Origin of the sequence: Paenibacillus sp. FSL L8-0641 (assembly GCF_038006265.1) — a bacterium.
In the GTDB taxonomy this organism is placed as follows: domain Bacteria; phylum Bacillota; class Bacilli; order Paenibacillales; family Paenibacillaceae; genus Paenibacillus; species Paenibacillus polymyxa_D.
Genome location: NZ_JBBOUW010000001.1, coordinates 2,258,609 through 2,279,650, shown reverse-complemented (window position 1 = coordinate 2,279,650; position 21,042 = coordinate 2,258,609). Strand labels below are relative to the sequence as shown.

General features: G+C 44.9%; 21 protein-coding genes and 1 other annotated feature. Of the genes, 1 reads left to right on the top strand and 20 read right to left on the bottom strand.

From position 1 onward, the window contains the following. Positions 1 to 159: 159 nt before the first annotated feature. Both argS and MKY16_RS10415 read right to left on the bottom strand, forming a co-directional pair. Positions 160 to 1,890 carry an arginine--tRNA ligase gene (argS, locus tag MKY16_RS10420; RefSeq protein ID WP_340955243.1) on the bottom strand — a complete coding sequence of 577 codons (1,731 nt, stop codon included), beginning with the start codon at positions 1,888 to 1,890 and terminating at the stop codon, positions 160 to 162. Between the two features lie 62 nt (positions 1,891 to 1,952). Next, positions 1,953 to 2,209 (bottom strand) — a binding site (T-box leader). A 77-nt stretch (positions 2,210 to 2,286) separates the two neighbouring features. Beyond that, positions 2,287 to 2,616 (bottom strand): four-helix bundle copper-binding protein, encoded by a 330-nt coding sequence (locus tag MKY16_RS10415; protein WP_322251989.1) that lies wholly within the window; start codon positions 2,614 to 2,616, stop codon positions 2,287 to 2,289. A gap of 261 nt (positions 2,617 to 2,877) precedes the next feature. Between MKY16_RS10415 and MKY16_RS10410 the strand changes: the two genes are divergently transcribed. Beyond that, positions 2,878 to 3,393: a MogA/MoaB family molybdenum cofactor biosynthesis protein gene (locus MKY16_RS10410; RefSeq protein WP_340955238.1), complete on the top strand. Its 516-nt coding sequence runs from the start codon at positions 2,878 to 2,880 to the stop codon at positions 3,391 to 3,393. 66 nt (positions 3,394 to 3,459) lie between these two features. Here the strand turns inward: MKY16_RS10410 and MKY16_RS10405 are convergent, their stop codons facing one another. From MKY16_RS10405 to MKY16_RS10320, 18 genes are all read right to left on the bottom strand, one after another. Further along, positions 3,460 to 4,923, bottom strand: a complete 1,464-nt coding sequence (locus MKY16_RS10405) for a nicotinate phosphoribosyltransferase (RefSeq protein WP_023988249.1) — start codon at positions 4,921 to 4,923, stop codon at positions 3,460 to 3,462. 118 nt (positions 4,924 to 5,041) lie between these two features. Then, positions 5,042 to 5,608 carry a cysteine hydrolase family protein gene (locus MKY16_RS10400; protein ID WP_029517047.1) on the bottom strand — a complete coding sequence of 189 codons (567 nt, stop codon included), beginning with the start codon at positions 5,606 to 5,608 and terminating at the stop codon, positions 5,042 to 5,044. 66 nt (positions 5,609 to 5,674) lie between these two features. Next, on the bottom strand, positions 5,675 to 6,463 hold the full coding sequence (locus MKY16_RS10395; RefSeq protein ID WP_023988247.1) for an NUDIX domain-containing protein: 789 nt from the start codon (positions 6,461 to 6,463) through the stop codon (positions 5,675 to 5,677). A 65-nt stretch (positions 6,464 to 6,528) separates the two neighbouring features. Next, the gene (locus MKY16_RS10390) at positions 6,529 to 6,951 is read right to left on the bottom strand and encodes a PaaI family thioesterase (protein WP_029517046.1); all 423 of its coding nucleotides are present in this window, start codon (positions 6,949 to 6,951) and stop codon (positions 6,529 to 6,531) included. A gap of 122 nt (positions 6,952 to 7,073) precedes the next feature. Next, positions 7,074 to 7,526 carry a RicAFT regulatory complex protein RicA family protein gene (locus MKY16_RS10385; protein ID WP_023988245.1) on the bottom strand — a complete coding sequence of 151 codons (453 nt, stop codon included), beginning with the start codon at positions 7,524 to 7,526 and terminating at the stop codon, positions 7,074 to 7,076. Positions 7,527 to 7,606: 80 nt separating this feature from the next. Next, the gene (gene miaB, locus MKY16_RS10380) at positions 7,607 to 9,160 is read right to left on the bottom strand and encodes a tRNA (N6-isopentenyl adenosine(37)-C2)-methylthiotransferase MiaB (RefSeq protein ID WP_029517045.1); all 1,554 of its coding nucleotides are present in this window, start codon (positions 9,158 to 9,160) and stop codon (positions 7,607 to 7,609) included. 300 nt (positions 9,161 to 9,460) lie between these two features. Then, positions 9,461 to 10,033 carry a phosphate propanoyltransferase gene (gene pduL, locus MKY16_RS10375; RefSeq protein ID WP_013309962.1) on the bottom strand — a complete coding sequence of 191 codons (573 nt, stop codon included), beginning with the start codon at positions 10,031 to 10,033 and terminating at the stop codon, positions 9,461 to 9,463. A 142-nt stretch (positions 10,034 to 10,175) separates the two neighbouring features. After that, entirely contained in the window at positions 10,176 to 11,264 is a 1,089-nt protein-coding gene (locus MKY16_RS10370; RefSeq protein WP_029517044.1) for a low temperature requirement protein A, read from the bottom strand. A 177-nt stretch (positions 11,265 to 11,441) separates the two neighbouring features. Continuing rightward, on the bottom strand, positions 11,442 to 12,509 hold the full coding sequence (locus MKY16_RS10365) for a dipeptidase (RefSeq protein ID WP_340955236.1): 1,068 nt from the start codon (positions 12,507 to 12,509) through the stop codon (positions 11,442 to 11,444). 122 nt (positions 12,510 to 12,631) lie between these two features. After that, positions 12,632 to 12,892, bottom strand: coding sequence for a stage V sporulation protein S (locus tag MKY16_RS10360; protein ID WP_007430104.1), 261 nt, complete (start codon positions 12,890 to 12,892; stop codon positions 12,632 to 12,634). A 129-nt stretch (positions 12,893 to 13,021) separates the two neighbouring features. Beyond that, positions 13,022 to 13,816: a TIGR00282 family metallophosphoesterase gene (locus tag MKY16_RS10355; protein ID WP_013309959.1), complete on the bottom strand. Its 795-nt coding sequence runs from the start codon at positions 13,814 to 13,816 to the stop codon at positions 13,022 to 13,024. A gap of 77 nt (positions 13,817 to 13,893) precedes the next feature. Next, positions 13,894 to 15,438, bottom strand: a complete 1,545-nt coding sequence (rny, locus tag MKY16_RS10350; protein ID WP_013309958.1) for a ribonuclease Y — start codon at positions 15,436 to 15,438, stop codon at positions 13,894 to 13,896. A 374-nt stretch (positions 15,439 to 15,812) separates the two neighbouring features. Then, positions 15,813 to 16,562 (bottom strand): regulatory protein RecX, encoded by a 750-nt coding sequence (locus tag MKY16_RS10345; RefSeq protein WP_069011415.1) that lies wholly within the window; start codon positions 16,560 to 16,562, stop codon positions 15,813 to 15,815. Positions 16,563 to 16,757: 195 nt separating this feature from the next. Continuing rightward, the gene (gene recA / locus MKY16_RS10340) at positions 16,758 to 17,819 is read right to left on the bottom strand and encodes a recombinase RecA (RefSeq protein WP_023988239.1); all 1,062 of its coding nucleotides are present in this window, start codon (positions 17,817 to 17,819) and stop codon (positions 16,758 to 16,760) included. Positions 17,820 to 18,060: 241 nt separating this feature from the next. Next, positions 18,061 to 19,329 carry a competence/damage-inducible protein A gene (locus MKY16_RS10335; protein ID WP_029517041.1) on the bottom strand — a complete coding sequence of 423 codons (1,269 nt, stop codon included), beginning with the start codon at positions 19,327 to 19,329 and terminating at the stop codon, positions 18,061 to 18,063. Between the two features lie 95 nt (positions 19,330 to 19,424). Continuing rightward, on the bottom strand, positions 19,425 to 20,012 hold the full coding sequence (pgsA, locus tag MKY16_RS10330) for a CDP-diacylglycerol--glycerol-3-phosphate 3-phosphatidyltransferase (RefSeq protein ID WP_013309954.1): 588 nt from the start codon (positions 20,010 to 20,012) through the stop codon (positions 19,425 to 19,427). 209 nt (positions 20,013 to 20,221) lie between these two features. Next, positions 20,222 to 20,713: a YajQ family cyclic di-GMP-binding protein gene (locus MKY16_RS10325; protein ID WP_013309953.1), complete on the bottom strand. Its 492-nt coding sequence runs from the start codon at positions 20,711 to 20,713 to the stop codon at positions 20,222 to 20,224. Between the two features lie 144 nt (positions 20,714 to 20,857). Further along, on the bottom strand, positions 20,858 to 21,022 hold the full coding sequence (locus tag MKY16_RS10320; protein ID WP_023988236.1) for a hypothetical protein: 165 nt from the start codon (positions 21,020 to 21,022) through the stop codon (positions 20,858 to 20,860). Between the last annotated feature and the right edge of the window lie 20 nt (positions 21,023 to 21,042).

Below are 21,042 nucleotides of genomic sequence, written 5' to 3'. Positions count from 1 at the left end.
GCGATTAGTGTACCCGTCTAACTCTTTTCTGCTCACAACATTTATGCATACCCAAAAGTGGCTGCAACAGATTAATCTTTTACAGTATTCCTTTGGAAGAGCCAGGTATGGGTAGCAGTCATCCCGCCAGCAAAAACTCGCTCCCTTCGTTCGCTTTGCTTACATCCGATTCGGTGCTTTCAGACCAAGAAGTTGCAGCGCGCATGCCAGAATATCGGCAGTTTGTTCCGCCAACTGAATACGCCATTGTCCACCATCGACAATCCTTTCCTTGGCGTAAAACCGGTTAAACGCCTGGGCCGTATCCAATGCAAATCTCGCAATTACCGAAGGCTCTAGTTGGCGAGCCGCACGTATCAGTTGCCCGTGATAGCGACCCAATTGCTTAAGCAGCGCCCAACCTGCGTCACCCAATATTTCATCCGATACGCCATTCAAATCACGAGAATGGCTATCTTGGACAAGGTCATTGTCGCTAGGGTTAGTATTAACATCAACATCGGCGCGAGCGTGAGCTTTCTCCAGAAGGCTGCGTATGCGCGCATGAGTATACTGCACATAAGGCCCGGTCTCGCCTTCAAAGGTCAGCGCCTCCTCCAACGAAAAGTCCACTTCATTCAGCCGGTTGTTTTTTAAATCACCAAAAATAATCGCCCCGATGCCAACGTCCTCCGCTATTGCCTGTTGTTCCTGTAAACCAGGGTTCTTCTGAGTAATGATGCCTTGAGCACGCGCTACAGCTTCATCCAGCACCTCCTCCAGCTTCACAACCTTGCCACGTCTTGTGGACATTTTCTTACCCGCAAACCGCATTAATCCAAACGGCACATGCTCACATTGCTCCGCCCATGCCTCCCCTGCATGCTTCAGCACCGCAAACACCTGCTGGAAATGCAACTTCTGTTCTCCACCAACGACGTACAGCAAACGATCAGCCTTCATCACTTCATGACGATAAATCGCTGTTGCCAGATCACGTGTCGGATAAATGGTGGTTCCATCCTTTTTCAGAATAAGACACGGAGGCAGTTCCTCGTCTTCCAGGCGAACTACGAGCGCCCCATCACTTTCCTCCAACAATCCTTTTGCTCTTAATTGATCAATAACTGCCTGCATCTTATCATTGTAAAAACTTTCTCCCAGCACATGGTCAAATGCAATGTTTAGACGCTGGTACATACGATCAAATTCACCCAGACTGATTTCAACAAAAAACTCCCATAGTTGTCGAGCCTCCGCATCCCCATGTTCCAAACGTCGGAACCACTCGCGCCCTTCATCCTCCAAAGTCGGATCATGATCGGCCTCCTGATGAAAACGCACATATAGCTTTAGCGATTCACCAATCGGATCATGTTGTAACTGCTCCTCATTTCCCCATCTTTTATAGGCCGCAATTTGCTTACCAAACTGTGTTCCCCAATCCCCAAGATGATTCACACTAATAGGTACATAACCTGTTTCACCAAGTATGCGATACAAGGCAGCACCGATAACCGTAGAGCGAAGATGACCGATACCAAACGGTTTGGCAATATTAGGCGAGGACATATCAATAACTACCCGCTGCCCGTTCCCGATATTAGGCCTGAGGAAATCAGCCTTGCTCAATTCAGCAAGCATAAGCGGAATATGAACCGATCGATCCAAGGTTATGTTTACATAGGCACCCGATGCTGAAGCGGTTAAACCTTCTTTATGGCCTACTAGTTCCGCCAATTCCAGTGCAATGTGCTGCGGAGACTTTCGAAACTTTTTAGCCAGCATAAAACAGGGAAACGCCACATCTCCCCATTCAGGCTGCGGAGGCACCTCAAATAAAGATAAAATTTCTTTTTCCTCCAAGCCCGTATGGGCTAATATCGCTTGAGCAGCAATCCTCATTAACATGATGATCTCTCTCCTTCTTTTTATAGAATCTAACAAAAAAAGCCCCCGCCTCTTGAAATCATTCAAGAGACGAGAACTTCAATATCCCGCGGTACCACTCTTCGTAAATCGGTTGTGCAGCTAAAGCTAACTACACAAATCGCGATTTCACTCCAATGACTAATAACGGTGTCTGCCGGGCTGATCTACTAGAAGTTCTGCTCGTTGGATCAACCGTCTCCCGGGTGCGCTTCACATCGGACCTCATACCGGCTTCCACCTCTTCCGGCTCGCTGTAATGATACGGCTCAGCTGCTACTTTCCCGTTCCGTGACGTTAATTCCATTCATTATACAAACCTATTCAGTAGAAAGCAACCTATTATTTCCTCTTCAGGCACTAGTTCCATATATGTAATTACACTGCCACCAATTGGCGGCATGCCTGAACGCAACGACGGCAGGCTTCTGCACAATGTTTACAATGATCATGGGAATGCTTGCTGCATTCAGCAGCACATACCTCACAGGCCTTGGCGCATAGCTCACAGATTTGCTCGGCAAAATCCGTTCCACGCTGCATCATTTGAGCAGCAAATCCGCATATTTCTGCACATTCCCTACTCACTCGAATACATTCACGCAGCATAGCTAAATCATATTCCTTCAAACTCGCTACGTAACATACATTGCAAGCGTTCATACATTCCAGGCAAGCATCCACGCATTGTTGGTATGAATGATTCATATTACATTACCTCCCAGTTGTTGACCCTGCTGTACTATTACCCACTGTCCCTTGAGGTTAATCATTTGATGTGCGCGCTTTCAATAAAACAAGACAATACAATCCCGACTTATGTAAGGAAGTGTACTATATTCCAGTGTGCAAATGCAAGGATATTAATCACATGGATTTTTAGCCCCTGTTTCTGACTTGCATACGCTCAGTCATTGCTCTATTGTAAAAAGTGTATGTCTAACCACCGATCAAGGAGTGAACATTTTAATGAATATGTCTTCTGTAGAGGAACACCGTCAGGAATCCCCCCAACAAGTGAATTGCATGGTCGTGACTGTCTCGGACACACGCACCGTGGAAACAGATACTGGGGGACGACTGCTCATGGATCTACTAGAAACCAATGGATATACAGTTGTTCGATATGTCATCGTCAAGGATGACTACGAAGGTATTCAGCAGTTAGTATCCGAAGCAGCGGCACAGGATGACATCGAGGCTGTTCTTTTGACAGGTGGTACCGGTATTTCTCCACGTGATACTACTTATGAAGCTGTCTCCTCTCTACTGGATAAGGAACTACCTGGCTTTGGGGAAATCTTCCGTTATTTAAGCTATGCTGAGGACATTGGTTCAGCAGCTATCTTAAGCCGGGCTGTAGCTGGCACTGTGGGTCAGACAGCTGTATTTTCTATGCCTGGCTCACGCGGAGCCGTTCGTTTGGCAATGGAACGCATTATTGTCCCTGAGCTACGACATGTGATGAGAGAAATTTATAAATAAGCTCCTATTTCCTACATGCTCCAACACAAAGAGGCACCCCATGCATTCATGAGGTGCCTCTTCCAACTATTCTTTTTCTTCAACTTCGGGCTGCATATAGCTGTCGATCAGCTTTTGCTTTAGCTCCCATACCTTCTCGCTCAGATTTACACGATAAATTTCAGGGTTCAGCTTCCTCAAATATTCTGGCCAGAACAGTTTTAACTGTGAAGTATGGTAGGCACGAATTTCATCCAGCTCGGGAAGCTCATATACCTTCTGTCCATTTATAAAAATAGGCTCAAGCATCGGCACGGCTTCGTAATTTTCTACATACTTCTTCATATACGGATGCAAAGGGTTAAACAGCTTCAGGCGCTTACCATTACGCGGACGCTCTTCATCCGGAAAAGAAATATAATCGGCTACAGCTCTCCCTTTCTTCTTATCCACAATGCGATATACATCCTTTTTGCCTGGTGTGGATACTTTTTCTGGATTCCCCGAGATCTTAATCGTCGGCAGCATTTCGCCATCTACTTCACGCTCAACCAGCTTGTACACCCCGCCAAGCGATGGTTGATCCGAAGCCGTAATAAGCTGTGTTCCTACACCCCATACATCAATACGTGCCCCTTGGGCTTTCAGGTTAAAAATCGTATTTTCATCCAAATCATTGGAAGCTACAATTTGTACGTAATCTAATCCTTCAGCATCGAGCATTTCTCGTGCCTGAATGGATAGATAAGCCAAGTCACCGCTATCCAGACGGATTGCATTCATACGCTTGCCCTGACTCTCCAGCATTTTTGCTGTCCGAATCGCATGAGGAACCCCGCTTTCCAGCGTGTCAAAGGTGTCTACCAGCAGTGTAACCTGATCTGGCAATACCTTCGCATACACGTCAAACGCCTCCTGCTCCGTCATAAAGGTCTGCACCCATGAATGTGCATGTGTCCCCTTCGTCGGGATTCCAAAATGTTCGCCTGCCAGCATATTAGAAGTCGCGTCAAAACCAGCCACATAAGCTGCTCGTGCTCCCCAAATCGCTGCATCTGCTTCCTGCGCACGCCGTGTTCCAAATTCGAGCAGTGTATCATCACTTGCCACCTGCTTGATGCGCGATGCCTTTGTCGCAATAAGTGTCTGATAGTTCATAAAATTCAGCAATGCCGTTTCGACAAGCTGCGTTTCCATAATCGTTCCTTCAACACGGACCAGAGGCTCGTTGGGAAAAACAAGGGCCCCTTCTTTCATCGAATGGACCGTTCCACCAAACTTAAACTGGCGAAGCGCCTCCATGAACATGGGATCGTACTTCTCCTCCTGTTCAGACAGGTAGCGAATGTCCTCTTCTGTAAACCGCAAATTTGCAATATAATTCACAATGCGTTCCAGACCCGCGAACACGGCATATCCATTACCAAAAGGGAGTTTACGAAAATACGCCTCGAACACAGCTTTACGCTGGTGACTTCCGTTCACCCAGTGGGCGTACATCATATTAATCTGATATTTATCTGTATGTAATGCGAGGCTCGTTGACTGCATTGTAATCATCCTCTCTGACTGTCTCCAGGTTTGTGGCGCTACCGCCTCATCTGCCCAGATTCAGCAATATCCGGCTCCATTTTGTTATCGGACATTGGTGCACAATCGTTAAGTTATTTTACTTCTTCTGGCGTAAAACCGTATCCTCAGCCGATCGTACCGCGGCTCCAAGACTTCCCTCAAAATGACCCAAAGCCCAATCATGTCCAGCTTGATTAAAGCTCGCCACAGCGTCCTTGTATACAGTAATAGCAAAACCTTTGTTATAAGCATCTACAGCCGTATGCAGTACACATATATCCGTACATACACCAATCAGATGAACTTCCACAATACCACGTTCACGCAGCCTGAGTTCCAGATCTGTGCCCGCAAAAGCACTATACCGTGTTTTATCCAACCAGTAGATAAGATCACTTTGTTGCTCATAGAGGCTATGAAGCTTGCCATACAAATGTCGTCCGTTGGTTCCACGTATATTATGCGGAGGAAACAGCTTGCTCTCTGGGTGATAAAGGTCGTTCTCCTCATGCAAATCCACAGCCATGACGACAAAGTCCCCTTGATCTACATATGCCTGCGTAATTGCTGCGATCCGTTCATCCAACTCAATCGCAGGTTGTCCTACAGGCAAACTACCATCCACAAAATCTTTCGTGTAATCAATCACAATTAGTGCCTGCATCGTACGGTCAGCTCCTTATCCTCAAAGTGAAATTGTACGTTCTATGCGTACCTATTACATTAGACGTTACGTGTAGATAGATAAACGCGGTACTCTGTCACTAAAACGGTACAACTGTGCCGGTCTTTGTGAATACTGGTTGGAACTGAGCGGTTTGCCGTTCTCATCACGCACCTCTTCCAGAATTCCCTGTCTGCTACGAGTCGATGTTATTTTGCGAATAAAGTTTGGCTCTTCGAAGTCCGGTACGACACTCTGTATCACCTGATATAATTCACCCAGTGTAAAATGTAGCGGTAAAAACTGCTTGGCGATCGTCGTCTGAAGCATCTGCAACTGAATTTTGCGATAAGCATCTACTATGATATCCCGGTGATCAAATGCCAGCTCCAATTCCTCCAACGCTTCGCGGATTGTGAATAGCCCCACCTCGGAAGCATCATCGGCCGCCTGACGCTGTTCCAACATCCATTCTTCTACCAGCGCAAAAAATGCATGCGATATGATCCAGCCGCGCGGATCACGTCCCGGTCCACTATATACACCCAAATACTCCAGATGCCCGCCGTCCACACCCGTTTCCTCTAACAGTTCCCGCTTGGCAGCTCCATACATGGATTCATCTTCCTGACAAAACCCTCCAGGCAACGCCCAGCGTCCTGCAAACGGCCAACTGCGGCGCTTGATGAGCATCACTTTCAGCTCCCGAATCGGCAATGTCTTTGTTACCGTCTTGCGCTCCCGCTTCGTTAAGGTAAACATAACGATATCCGCCGGAGCTCCATCTGGAGTGCGGTATTTCTTAATGTTATACGACGCCTTTTGCGCCTCTTCGTTTATACGATTGCTATCCATTGGCATCACCATATTATATCGTTTTGATAAATTCATTATGACATAATAAAAATTTTTGTCAAGCGTCAGGCCTTACCTGAATCACTTGCTTGTGTACGTAATACTCGGAAGGTTGCTGTAGATGTAGACCCAAGTGTGCCTTCACTATCCCTTACTTCCGCCTCAGTGGTTATAGTCCGACCTCCCTGATGAAGAATCCGCGCCCTAACCTCCAGTCGGCCTTGCCTCATGGCTGACAAGAAATGAACATTCAGGTTCGTCGTTACACATGGATCCATATTTCGTGAAGCCATACTGACCATCCCCATCGCCTGATCCATCAATGAAGTAAGCACACCCCCATGGACAATACCCATCACATTGGTATGCTCTTGTTTGGCTTCCAAAGCGATCTGTACCTCGTTTGCATCAGCTGCAATCAGCTCACACCCTAAATACTCCCAAAAAGTATTATTTTCGCCCTCTAGCATCTTACCGAACTTATCCATTCCCTTGCTTCCATCCCTTCTATGTTGTCCCATTTCTCTTGATGTCTTATAAATATATACGATGGCAAATTGCTTTCGAAAAAAAGGCGTGGAAGCTACGCCTCCACACCATAAATTTCATTCTAATCACTGCAATTCGACGAGGAAGTACTTTTTCCCTCTTCAACGTTCACCTTCTCAGCAACGGTATCACGAATCGCCATGATCACCATTTGCAGTAGCTCATTAATTTCCACCTGACTCTGCTGAAACTCCGTTACAATTGGAATACCATCAAGTTCTTCCTGTAGCTCCTGTAGCTCGGCCTCTATTTTGGCAATCATTTTTTGATTTTTTAAGGATTCAAATGCAACAATTTCCTTTTGCTTCTTTTTCATCGTTGCAATCAGTTGCTGAATGCGCCCATGATCCTGAATCTTTTCTTCTGCTTTCCGGAATACCTGTACTTCCTCACTGCTACCCAAAATACCTGCTAATTCTTTGGCTTTTGCCAATATCATTTCGCGATTGACCAAATGATCATGCTGGCGCGCCGCCGATTGAAGTTCTGTTTGTTGCAACCGCTCCTCTGTCATTGTCCATCGCTCCTTTTCTCACTTAGACGGCCCTGCACACAACCTTACTCAGACCGCATGCAACCCGCTAGAATATTCTTTTATCCGTTAACTGCTACAGCCGTTTCAACCAGATCACCTTTGATGTAAAAGGTCATAGGTTCCGTAATTTTCACTTGAACAAAGGAACCAATCAGGTCCTGAGAACCCTCAAAATGTACAAGCTTATTGGAACGGGTCCGACCGGCAAGCACTTTGCTGTCATTTTTGCTCTCGCCTTCCACCAACACTTCAACCACTTCGCCACGCAATCGACTATTAAAGCGAAGGCTGTTTTGGTTCACCGCAATGTTCAGACGCCGGAGACGCTCTTTTTTGACCGACATAGGCACATTATCTTCCATCGAAGCAGCTGGCGTACCTTCACGTGGTGAATAAATGAATGTGTAGGCAAAGTCATAGCCGACCTCGCGCACCAAAGATAGAGTATCTTCAAACTGCTCGTCTGTTTCGCCCGGGAAACCTACAATGATATCCGTTGTCAGAGAAACATGCGGAACAGCTGCTTTAATCTTCGCTGCCAGTTCCAGAACACGCTCACGGGTATATTTTCGGTTCATTTTCTTCAATATATCCGTATTACCGGATTGAACAGGCAGATGGATATGCTCCACCAAATTACCACCCTTACCGAGCACTTCTACCAAATGGTCATCAAAATCACGTGGATGTGATGTTGTAAAACGTACACGCGGGATATTGATTTTGCGCATATCATCCATCAGATCCCCGAATCTGTAATTCAAATCTTTCAAATCCTTACCATAAGCGTTAACATTCTGCCCCAGTAAGGTGATTTCTTTAAAACCTTGACGTGCCAAATCCCGTACTTCAGCGATAACATCCTCTGGACGACGGCTTCTTTCCTTACCACGTGTAAAGGGAACAATGCAATAGGTGCAAAATTTATCACAGCCGTACATAATGTTCACCCAAGCCCGCATACCCTCGCGCTTCTTCGGCAAGTTTTCGATAATGTCGCCTTCCTTAGACCACACTTCGACCACCATTTCTTTGCTAAAGAGTGCTTCCTTGACGAGCTGAGGCAGACGATGAATATTATGGGTACCAAAAATCATATCGACAAAACCGTGTTTTTGCATAATCCGGTTAACGACGTTCTCTTCCTGTGACATGCAGCCACACACGCCGAGCAGCAGTCCTGGCTTTTCTGTTTTGAGATGCTTGAGGTGACCCAGCTCGCCAAACACTTTATCCTCCGCATTTTCACGGATAGCACAAGTGTTTAGTAAAATGATGTCTGCTTCCTTCCGATCCTCGGTTGATTGGTAGCCCATTTGCTCCAGCAAACCTTTTATGGTTTCGGAATCATGCTCGTTCATTTGGCAACCAAATGTGTATACGATGTAATGCTTTCCCTCACCGATATGCTTTAGCTCATCCGGGACTGCGTTATCATATAATACCTGTACATCCTCTTTACCGCGTTGCTTTTCTTTTCTATGGTTCGGCTCCGCCATAATGTTGATTTCACGTCCGCGAATACGGATCTTTTTGCTATGCTCATCTTCAGAAATAATCTTCGCATCCGAGAAATCAAAATATTTGGAGTAATCTTTTGTTTTCTTTTCCATTCCTTAGTCACTCCTTACACCATCTATTTCACGAGCTAATTTGTGATTTTACTGTATCTTTAGGCATGGGTAAATTTATTTTAAGTTCTAAAAAAACCTTTAAAAAAGGCATTACACTAAATTATAGCATGATTTATAGGCCATCGCCATAGATCAACCGCAGATACCATTGAGTGCAAAGTGAACTCATGTTCTTTTTGTACATAAGTGAAGTATCTGTGAATTATATAGTATGTAAAAAGCCCGATTCTTTTGCAAGAATCGGACTCTTTAAGCCTTCCGGCATTTAAATCGTGTATATTAGTCTACGATTTCAGCGTTGTCACCGTTTTTCACACCGGCACCGTTCGCTTCATCTGTATCAATGTGCATATCCAAAGCAAAAGAATCGGACACACGTGCAAGAACATTTTCAAATACAAGACCACGTTCGCCGCCAACACGTACTTTCAGCAACTGCTTGTCCTTAATGTCCCATTTAGCTGCATCAGATGTATGGAAATGAATATGGCGGGCTGCTACAATCACGCCTTCTTGCAGTTCCACTTCACCTGCTGGTCCTTTTACTGTGATTCCTGGTGTACCATCAATGCTACCCGATTCGCGTACAGGTGCTTTTACACCAATAGCAAAGGAATCAGTGCGAGAAATTTCCAACTGGGAAGCGGGACGAGCAGGTCCCAAAATGCGAACCTTATCAAATTGGCCCTTAGAACCAATTACAGCTACCGTTTCATTTGCGGCAAATTGTCCTGGTTGGGACAAAGGTTTAAATTCGGTTAATTGATAGCCTGCTCCGAACAAAATTTCAATATGCTCTTGAGTCAGGTGAATATGACGGGCGGAAACGCCGACAGGTACGATTTTACTCATCGTGTGGTCACTCCTTTTTCTCTATACAATACTTTACACATCCATGCTATTATACTCCTATTTTGCCAAGAAAGAAAAGAAGAGCGTATAAAGTTCCCTTTTTCGCCCCAATCATCGTTAAATATCATCCCTATAAATCAGATCAAATCGTCGTTTTAGCGAACAGGAGAAAGAAAAGCATGATTTCAGCTACAATGAGATGAGGGGGGACGACAATAAATATATTAAGGATAAACAGGACACAGAGTATTCCAGTCAAGAAAAAAATGACTCTGAGACGGGGTTTAAGATGACTTAATCTGTACTGATGAAATACCAGTAAAACCGACAAAAAGTAAATAAAAACAGAAGCAAAGGTAAAGCAAAGCACAAAGATATAGTCTACTTGTCCCAAAAACAAGAGCTGAATCGAAGCAGCTAGCATGCTAAGGGAAAGATAAATAAACAAATGACCATAAATAATAGTCTGTCCTGCTGATTGTTTTGATTTATCTACGCGCTTCTCCATATTCTCAAAATATTGCCACCAGATTGCGATGACTAATATAAAAGCCAAAGCGGCAAATACAACGGAAGAAACCGTAAAATGATCGGATTGTAAAACAGAAAGCATACTTATCACAGATTCGCCAAGCAGAATTAAGGTGAACTGTGCAAATCGTTCTAAAAGATGCTCCGTATGGATTGGTGTGATCACCAACTTTTTACGACCAATCAAAGGAACGAGGATATCAACAGCTATACCGGTATATAAAATCAAATATCGAACCCAAGAGTCAAAGAAAAGGGAGAAACTAGAGATGACTATTCCAATCCAAAAATAGGTTCCGAAAAAACGAGCTGTTTCCTGTTTATGAGCCGTTTCTTTGGGCGCCGAAAGTAAATATTGAACGACAGTTAAACCTCTTAACCCAATATAGCCAACAAAAAAAGATACATAATACGCATCAAAATCTATATTCAAACTGGCAGTCATGATTAACACGAAAAACAATTGCAGGATCATAAAGATTCGATGCGTTATACTGTCTTGACCAAAACGGTTGTTGTAGACAGTTTGCCCCACCCAAGCCCACCATATCGGGATAAAAATCATAATGAACTTCTCCATATGTTCCCACGAGATACTACCATGCTCAACATGTAGTAAAACATGAGTGGCCTTAGAGACAGCAGCTACGAATAGTAAGTCATAAAAGAGTTCAAGCCAGGTAACCTTTTTTATTAACATTGTGTAATGGAGCCCCCTCTGGTATAGCGGTGCAGCATGGTGCACCATCAGTCTCGCTCCATTGTCTGCCGTATTTCTGCAAATATTATTTAAAATCTAAGATACTTCTCATTATTTCGTAATCGTTCTCGCTTTGTCAAGAGTGTTCGCAGCCAAAACATCCCCTTAAATAGCTATTTAAGAAGACATTTTAGAAGGCAGATTCGTTTGCAGGTATTCCAGGGCATGACCTCCCAGCCATCCTTTGACTAGCTCCTCAGGGTAATGCTTCAGCAGCAGTTCTGCAAAAGCCGGATATTTCCCCGAGTGTTCCAAGCCTTGCACATGGTGCTCGATACCGTCAAAATCAGAGCCAAACATCAAATGCCTTTCGCCCCCTAATGAACAAATATGCTCAATATGCGGTAGCAGATCCTCAGCAGTTACTGTATCCTGCTCTTTGAGAAACATGGTGACGAAGGTCAAACCAATCCGTCCGTTACGGGCGATCAGTGCACGAATCTGTTCATCCCGCAGATTACGAGGATGAGCACATCTCGCAAAGACATTCGAATGCGAGGCGATGGGCGGTAGAGTAGCCTCCTCCAGCACCTCCCAGAAGCCCTGTACGGACAGATGCGACACATCTAACAGCAGTCCCAGGTCATTACAGCGATTGACCAAATCGCGCCCCTTGCTAGTCAGCCCGCCACCTCTATGTTCCATAATGCCGTCAGCTGCCCAGTTCGCATAATTCCATGTCAGCCCAATCAATCGTATTCCCATGGCATAGCATAATTCTGCATAAAAAGGGTTCCCTTCCAGCGCATCTACCCCCTCCAGTGAGAGCAAAGCCCAAGGTGCCCATGTATGATCCGTCCCATTACCATCCAAATACGTTATCTTTTCCGTGCGCTTCTCTTCTCCTTCCCGCTTTACTTGCTCTTCCTGATGCACTACGGACGCATTTTTCCACATTGCCAAGTCTTCCTTCCACAGCAATGGTCTCAACCCACCGGAGATAGAGGTAACATGCTGCCTGAACAGCTCAATTTGACGTACCACATGTTCAAATCTTGGTGTGCCTAATACCTGTGAAATATATATAGCAAACGTTTGCAACTGCACGTTACCTTCTAGCAAACGTTCTTTTGTGACATCAAGCGATGGATGACTGAAATCGATCTGCGCATCGAGCTGCATTTTACATAACACATCACAATGAAAGTCAACAACTGGCCAATTCACTTTTAGCTTATCATTCATGTATCTTACCTCCATTTATAGATTGAAGCACCACAAATTTATTTTAAAAATCATAGTAACAGACTCACAATGCAAAAAAGCCCGTTTACAAATCGTAAACAGGCTCAGGCAACTTACATTTATTATCTTGGCTCTACAATCAATTTGATCGCAGTCCGATCTTCTCCATCAATAACAATGTCTGTAAAAGCAGGAATACAAATCAAATCCACTCCGCTTGGTGCGACAAATCCCCGGGCAATGGCTACCGCTTTAATGGCTTGGTTTAGTGCACCCGCTCCAATCGCCTGTAATTCTGCATTTCCGCGTTCACGCAGTACTCCTGCGAGTGCGCCTGCAACTGAATTAGGATTGGATTTTGCTGATACTTTTAATACATCCATAGTAAGTACCTCCCCTGGGAATGATGATGGTTTGATTCCACTATTAGATGTTATTCGAGGGTCAGCAAAAAATTCCTGCTTTTTGGTGACAGTTTTCCTTATTCTTTCCTTAAGCAGCTTACAAAAAAGTTAATCCATCCGCCATTCATCTTCTTTGAGTCTGATTTTCTGAATTTTGCGGGCTTTTCCATCGTTATCATTCAGCTCTACGCTGATGGCATGGAAATGCCATTTGCCCATGTCCACTTGAAAACGCACCGGAAGCTGGGTCTGGAATTTCTGTAACACAGCCTCTTTCTGCATTCCAAGCACTCCCTCATAAGGACCTACCATTCCCGCATCTGTCTGATACGCAGTTCCTTGTGGCAAAATTGTATCGTCATTGCTCTGTACATGTGTGTGCGTACCTACCACGATTGAAGCACGTCCATCCAAATGCCAACCCATAGCGATTTTTTCCGAGGTTGCTTCGGCGTGAAAATCAACTAGGATATGTTTATGTTTTTTGCGCAACTCATCGACAATTTCATCTGCTGCACGGAATGGATCGTCAATAGCTGGCAAAAAGGTTCTACCTTGCAGATTAACAATAGCCAGCTCCTTACCTCCACCCTTTACAACGGTATAACCTCGGCCCGGTGTTCCTGGTGGAAAGTTAGCCGGGCGAATGATCCGTGGCTCATCATCTATAAAATCAAATATTTCCTTATTGTCCCAAGTATGATTTCCCATCGTAATCCCATGGACGCCCCAATCAAAAAACTCTCTGGCGATAGCAGGGGTTATGCCTCTTCCCGAAGCTGCATTTTCTCCGTTCACGATAATAACATGCGGATTGTATTTTGATTTGAGCGAAGGAAGATTTTCCCTCAGTGCCTTTCTGCCTACACTGCCGACGATGTCTCCAATAAATAATACGTTGATAGAAAGCCCTCCCTAGTCTGCCTTACATAAATGAAAAGTGGCCCTACAAACAGTGGCCACTTTTCATTGAAATGCTTTTATTTTGCGTATTCTACCGCACGGGTCTCGCGAATAACAGTAACTTTGATATGTCCCGGATAGTCCAGTTCATTCTCAATCGTTTTCGTAATATCGCGGGCCAGTCGGAATGCTTCCGCATCATCAATTTTCTCTGGCTGTACCATGACACGAACTTCGCGTCCGGCTTGAATCGCGTATGATTTTTCAACGCCTTCAAAAGATTCGGAGATGCGTTCCAGCTTCTCAAGACGACGGATGTACGTCTCTAGCGTTTCACGCCGCGCTCCCGGTCTTGCTGCTGATAGAGCATCTGCCGCCCCAACCAGCATGGCGATCACTGAAGTCGCTTCGCAGTCGCCGTGATGTGAAGCAATGCTGTTGATGACGACCGGGTGTTCCTTGTACTTCTTCGCCAGTTCCACGCCAATTTCAACGTGCGATCCTTCCACTTCGTGATCCAGCGCCTTCCCGATGTCATGCAGCAATCCTGCCCGTCTTGCCAGTACAACGTCTTCGCCCAGTTCCCCGGCCATTAGACCTGTCAAGTATGCAACTTCCATCGAGTGCTTTAATACGTTCTGTCCGTAACTCGTACGGAACTTAAGACGTCCCAAGATCTTGATCAAATCCGGATGTAAGCTATGCACGCCCACCTCAAAGGTGGCCTGCTCACCATATTCACGGATTCGTTCGTCCACCTCTTTACGGGATTTTTCCACCATCTCTTCAATACGAGCCGGATGTATCCGTCCGTCCGCTACGAGCTTTTCAAGCGCAGTACGCGCAATCTCTCTACGAATCGGATCAAATCCGGACAAAATAACAGCTTCCGGCGTATCATCAATAATGAGGTCAATTCCTGTAAGGGTTTCAAGTGCACGGATATTACGGCCTTCGCGCCCGATAATCCGGCCTTTCATTTCTTCGTTCGGCAATGTGACGACAGAAACCGTCGTTTCTGCTACATGATCTGCCGCACAGCGTTGGATGGCCAGTGTGATGATTTCACGAGACTTTTTGTCCGCTTCTTCTTTGGCCTGCTGTTCAATTTCTTTAATCATCTGAGCTGTTTCATGACGAACTTCCTGCTCTACGTTGGTCAGAATAATACTTCTTGCATCCTCCATCGTCAGATTGGAAATACGCTCCAACTCAGTTACCTGACTCTTGTAAATCAAATCAATTTGCTGCTGGGTTTCATCGATTCGTTTCTCTTTGTTGGCCACCTGTTCTTCTTTGCGTTCCAGCGATTCCAATTTTTTATCCAGCGATTCTTCTTTTTGCAGCAATCTTCGTTCCTGTCGTTGAATTTCATTGCGACGTTCACGAGTTTCTTTTTCAGCTTCGGCACGGATGCGGTGAATTTCATCTTTCGCTTCCAATACCGTTTCCTTCTTCAGCGCTTCTGCCTCTTTTTTCGCGTTCTCCACGATTTGCGCGGCAGCTTCTTCCGCACTGGAGATCTTAGCTTCTGCAATAGATTTGCGAATAAAATAACCAATCCCGAACCCAAAGAATAACGCGGCTACAGCAACGAGAACGAACCAGATCGCAGTCATCATACTGTTCACCTCCCCGTTGGTTCCTCCAAGGCATTCCTTGGGACTTTTTGCAATTGTCACATTTACTTTGATCGTCAAACTAAGATAACGACACAAGGTCGTTTCATTTCATATGCACATGCTTTCACATGTACAATTCCGCCTGGCATAGCGGCATCACTTGTTATTTGGCGATGAGAACTCACCGGTGGATTCCGCTTTTTTGGAAGGAAAAAGGGCGTTCCACAAGTATCGTTTCATATATATTTTATTATTTGACAAATGGCATTGTCAAGGGAATGCAAACATTAGTAGAGTACCATGCAGCTTTCCATGTAATAACTAGCTCATCCTATCCGTTCATACTAGCCCAAGGTTCAGCAGCCGTTTGGCAATTATTCCTCCCACTGCAACAATTCCTCGTCATCTGAAGCAGCGTCATGCTCGGCCGCAGTGAGATGATTGACCACTCGGCGTGTCATATCCCCCGAATATCCGCGTCTCATGAGAAAAGGGTAGGTTTTCCTTTTTTTCTCCATTATATCACCACGTACCTGATTCCATTTCTTACGTCCGATCGTCAAAGCACTCTCCCACTCCTCATTATCGGTGATTTCACCTAACGCTTCCCCAATAGAGGCTTTAGAGATGCCTTTCTGACGGAGTTCTTGCCTAACCCACATCTTCCCCTTACGTTGGCTAGTTATACGCTGCCTTGCCCATTGGCGGGCGTACAAATCATCATCCACGAGTTGCTCCCTTTCCAGTCGGACCATTACTTCGTCAATAACAGACTGATCCAGTTCTTTTTGCACCAAACGCTGGGCAATTTCCTGACGTGTGCGAGGCTTTCGCCCCAAATATCGAAGCGCGAGTACATAGGCCTGTTGCTTTTCATCTGCCAGAACAATATCTTCCAGTTCTTTTTTGACGAATGACGTTCCTTTGAACATATTGTACTTGATCATTACATCTTCTAATACAGACAATGAATACGGGCCAAAATGAATGATATAGCGTCCACGTTTGCGTCCCTGTCCCTGCTCTACCCTAGTAATCATCAATTCCTCATGATCCGGAAAAAGAGAAATCTCTTGTTGCTTATTTGCTTCCGCAGAATATTCATCTTCATCGTCCAACTGCAATATGTTTCCCTCACTTTGAAATTCACGAAAGCAGTCTTTGGACAACTGCTACGCAAAAGTTAGATTCCGCTGACAAAGCAGCTTTAATTGATGCAAAAATGCCCTGCACAACTGTGCAGGGCATCAGAATCATGCTATTCAACCGGATTGTGCCATAACCCTGGCTCCAGTTCACAAATCAGGATTCACCAAGCTTTATTCAAGCTCCAACAATTCCTGTTCTTCCTTGGCTTGCTGTGCCAACTCTTCTTCTGTAGGCGGAGCAACCGTCGTAATCAAATTGCTTGCCACCCGAATTTTTTGCTCGATCGTACTAGCAATGTTCGGATTTTCCTTCAAAAATTGCTTCGCATTCTCACGTCCCTGACCAAGGCGCTCACCTTCGTAGGAATACCAAGCTCCACTCTTGTCGACAATGTCATGCTCCGTACCGATATCGATCAAGCTACCTTCTTTGGAAATGCCCTCACCGTACATAATGTCCACTTCAGCCTGACGGAATGGAGGGGCAACTTTATTCTTCACGACTTTAATACGTGTGCGGTTACCCACAATGTCGTTACCCATTTTCAAACTTTCAATACGACGAACATCCAAACGTACCGTAGAGTAAAACTTCAAGGCACGTCCACCTGGTGTTGTTTCAGGGTTACCGAACATAACACCTACTTTTTCACGTAGCTGGTTAATAAAAATAGCAATAGTTTTCGATTTGTTAATGGCTCCAGACAGCTTACGCAATGCCTGCGACATCAGACGTGCTTGAAGACCGACATGGGAATCTCCCATTTCGCCTTCAATCTCTGCCTTCGGCACAAGTGCCGCTACGGAGTCAACAACTACAATGTCTACTGCTCCACTACGTACAAGGGCTTCGGCAATCTCAAGCGCCTGCTCTCCTGTATCTGGTTGCGATAGTAACAACTCATCAATATTGACACCCAGCTTGCTTGCATACGACGGATCAAGCGCATGCTCGGCGTCGATAAAGGCGGCTTGTCCGCCTGTTTTTTGCACCTCTGCGATAGCGTGAAGAGCTACTGTCGTTTTACCGGATGATTCCGGTCCGTATATTTCAATAACCCGGCCTCTTGGAAAGCCGCCCGTTCCTAACGCAATATCCAAAGCAATCGAACCACTGGGGATCGTTTCCACTTGCATGTGGGTAGACTCACCCAACTTCATAATGGAACCTTTACCAAATTGCTTTTCTATTTGACGGAGCGCCATATCCAGCGCAGCACGACGATCTGACAATAAACTCACATCCTTCATTGTTTGTACTTTAATAATACCTTGTTTTGACACGCTTGCCAAGCATTTTTTCGAACATACATTCGTTTTTTTATTCACACAGCTCTCTTCTGTAATTACACCTGTCTCTTAAAACAAAAAAAGAACCGCTGGCAAAAGGCTTTGCAACGGTTCTTCCGATAAGGTGATTATATCATGAATATCTATCTAAAACAACTCTACGACCCACACTGTACATAGATGATTAAGAGAGTTTCTCGTTCTCTACCAGCCTGCGCCACAATCTGTACAGAATCGCTTTGACTGATCGCAGTCGGATTGTTTCGCGGTTACCACTCAGTCTCAGTTCATGTACTTCCGTTTCCTTGTCGCGTTCAGCAATGCCAATATACACTAGACCGACTGGCTTACGTTCGGAATACCCAGGTCCGGCTACACCAGTAACTGAAAGTCCAAAATCGCTGTCCATGATCATTCTCGCCTGCTCTGCAAGCACAAGGGCCACTTCCTTACTCACTGCACCTGGCGCTTGATCCCCCTCTAAATAATCACAAGGCACGTTGAGTAATTTCATCTTCATTTCATTGGAATAGCACACGATGCCACCTTGAAACATAGTAGCACTGCCAGGTATAGAAGTGAGGTGTTCCATCAGCAGTCCACCTGTACAGCTTTCTGCCGCACTCACAGTGAGTCCGCGATTGGCCATTAGATCTACGATAACCTTCTCCAGCGTAACATCTTCGCTTGCATACATAAATTCCGAAAGACGCTGCTGAATTTCTACTTCCGTAGCCGTCAGCTTAATCAATGCTTCACTTTCGCTGGCCGCCTTGGTGGATATACGGATCGTGACTTCCCCTTCCTTGGCATAAGGAGCAATCGTGGGGTCTGTCTGGGATTGGATCAGATCTAACAAACGGGTTTCAAGAGCTGACTCACCAATCCCTGCAAATTTTAGCATTTTTGAATAAATTGGCATTTCCTCACCGCTCAATGCCTGCTGAAGCAACCAAGGTTTGGCCTGGTTTGCAAACATCGGTTTGAGTTCCTTAGGAGGTCCAGGCAAAACTACATAAAATTTACCATCCTGTGCAATTGCGTCGCCCACAGCTAGCCCTGTCTCATTTTCAAGCGGAGTAGCACCTTCAATAGAAAGCGCCTGCCGGCGGTTATTTTCGGTCATTTCTACCCCACGGTTACGAAAAAATTGATCTAGCTTGTCCATTGCAAGACGATCTATGTGCAATTTTCGCCCCAATACAGACGCTATCGCATCTTTCGTCAAATCATCCTGGGTCGGTCCCAGACCGCCAGAAAATAAAATAATATCCGCACGCTTCTGAGCAATTCTTATGGCTTCCTGAAGCCGATCTATGTTATCGCCAACCACAGTCTGAAAATATACATCGATTCCAATTGTAGCCAACTCTTGTGACAAATATTGAGCATTTGTATTCACTATTTGTCCGAGCAATAACTCTGTTCCTACCGCAATTATTTCAGCTTTCATCAATTCTTCCTCCTGTACTGCGAATATGATGGGAATTATATAAAGAAACAGCAATAAGTTTAGTCCCTATTGCTGTTTCCATAAAATTTATACTGTTAAACCTTGGAGGAGCTCAGCAAATGGATATTTTTCACGAAATAATCAATACCCGAATAAATGGTGATCAACACCGCTGCCCATATCGCTATTAAATCAAACGGTATACCAAGAAAAACAAACGGGAAATTATTAATGAGCAGCGCTACTATAGCAACAATCTGAATGATCGTCTTTAATTTGCCCCAATTGCTTGCAGCAACCACAGACCCATCCAGCAAGGCAATCTGACGCAGCCCCGTAACCGCAAACTCACGGCTAACAATCACAACAACAATCCACGAATCAATTTTCCCCATTTCTACCAAGGAAACCAAAATGGCGGTTACCAAAAGCTTATCAGCAAGGGGGTCCAACAGCTTGCCCAAATTGGTGACCATATTATTTTTACGTGCCAAATACCCGTCAAGACCGTCCGTGCTGGCTGCTACAAGGAAAATGATAGCCGCAATCAGCTGATTATACGGCAGCTTGAAAGCTCCGATCTCAATCGGTGGCGGATAAAAATCAAAGTCCACCAGCAAAGCCAGCATCATCACCGGGATAAGGCAAATCCGCGTTATTGTAATTCTGTTGGGTAAATTCACAACACACTCTCCCCTGATTATCGTACTTGATTACAAATGGCAGTTTTCGGATTAAATTCAACCCTATGTAAATCGCTTTCGGCGAGCGCTATACACCTGAATTGTCTGCATTTTCGTTACAAGTATAATATGGCGCAAAACGCATGTCAAAATAACCTGCCGCACATCAAGCAACGTTTTTCCTGCAAAATATATGAGGGAAAACGTCTTTATTTCATGTTTGTAAATTGAAGCTCCAATGGCAAATCAGCTTTACGTAGCAATTGAATGATCGCCTGTAAATCATCCCTGTTTTTCCCGGTCACCCGGATTTGATCACCTTGAATCTGACTTTTAACTTTTAGCTTGGAGTCCCGAATAAGAATGTTAATTTTCTTGGCATTATCCTGATCAATTCCCTGCTTCAGCGAAAGACGCTGACGCACTGAACCTAGAGAAGCGGGTTCCAATTTGCCATACTCCACATTTTTGAGGGACAGACCTCGTTTAGCCATTTTAGACTGCAAAATATCAATCACCGCATTCAGCTTGTATTCGTCTTCCGATGCAATCGTAAGAGCTTCTTTCTCAAGCTTGAGGCTACTTTTGCTATCCTTGAAATCAAATCGTGTTTCAATTTCACGCTCCGTCTGATGAACCGCATTTGTTAACTCCTGCATATCCATTTTGGAGACGATATCAAATGAATTTTCTGAAGCCATCGTTTCACTTTCCTTTCCACAACAAAGTTCAATATCTAATTATAGGCTAGTCATTTACAAAAATCCAATAATCGGTTGACTAAAAAGGCGTTCTTGCCAGTTTTCCTGACAAAAACGCCTTTATTTCATTTACGGTCAAAATATCTAATTATGGCTTCGTGTTGGAGTTCGGAACATATCCAAAAGTCCAAGCACAATGTGAGCAAGACCAAAGCCCAGTATGCCATAGCCCCATGCATTCGGTGTCAGATAATAGCCCAGTAAACTGACAATTATACCGAGCCCAGTCACAATCCAGCTGACGGTCATAACGTATACACCTCACTTTG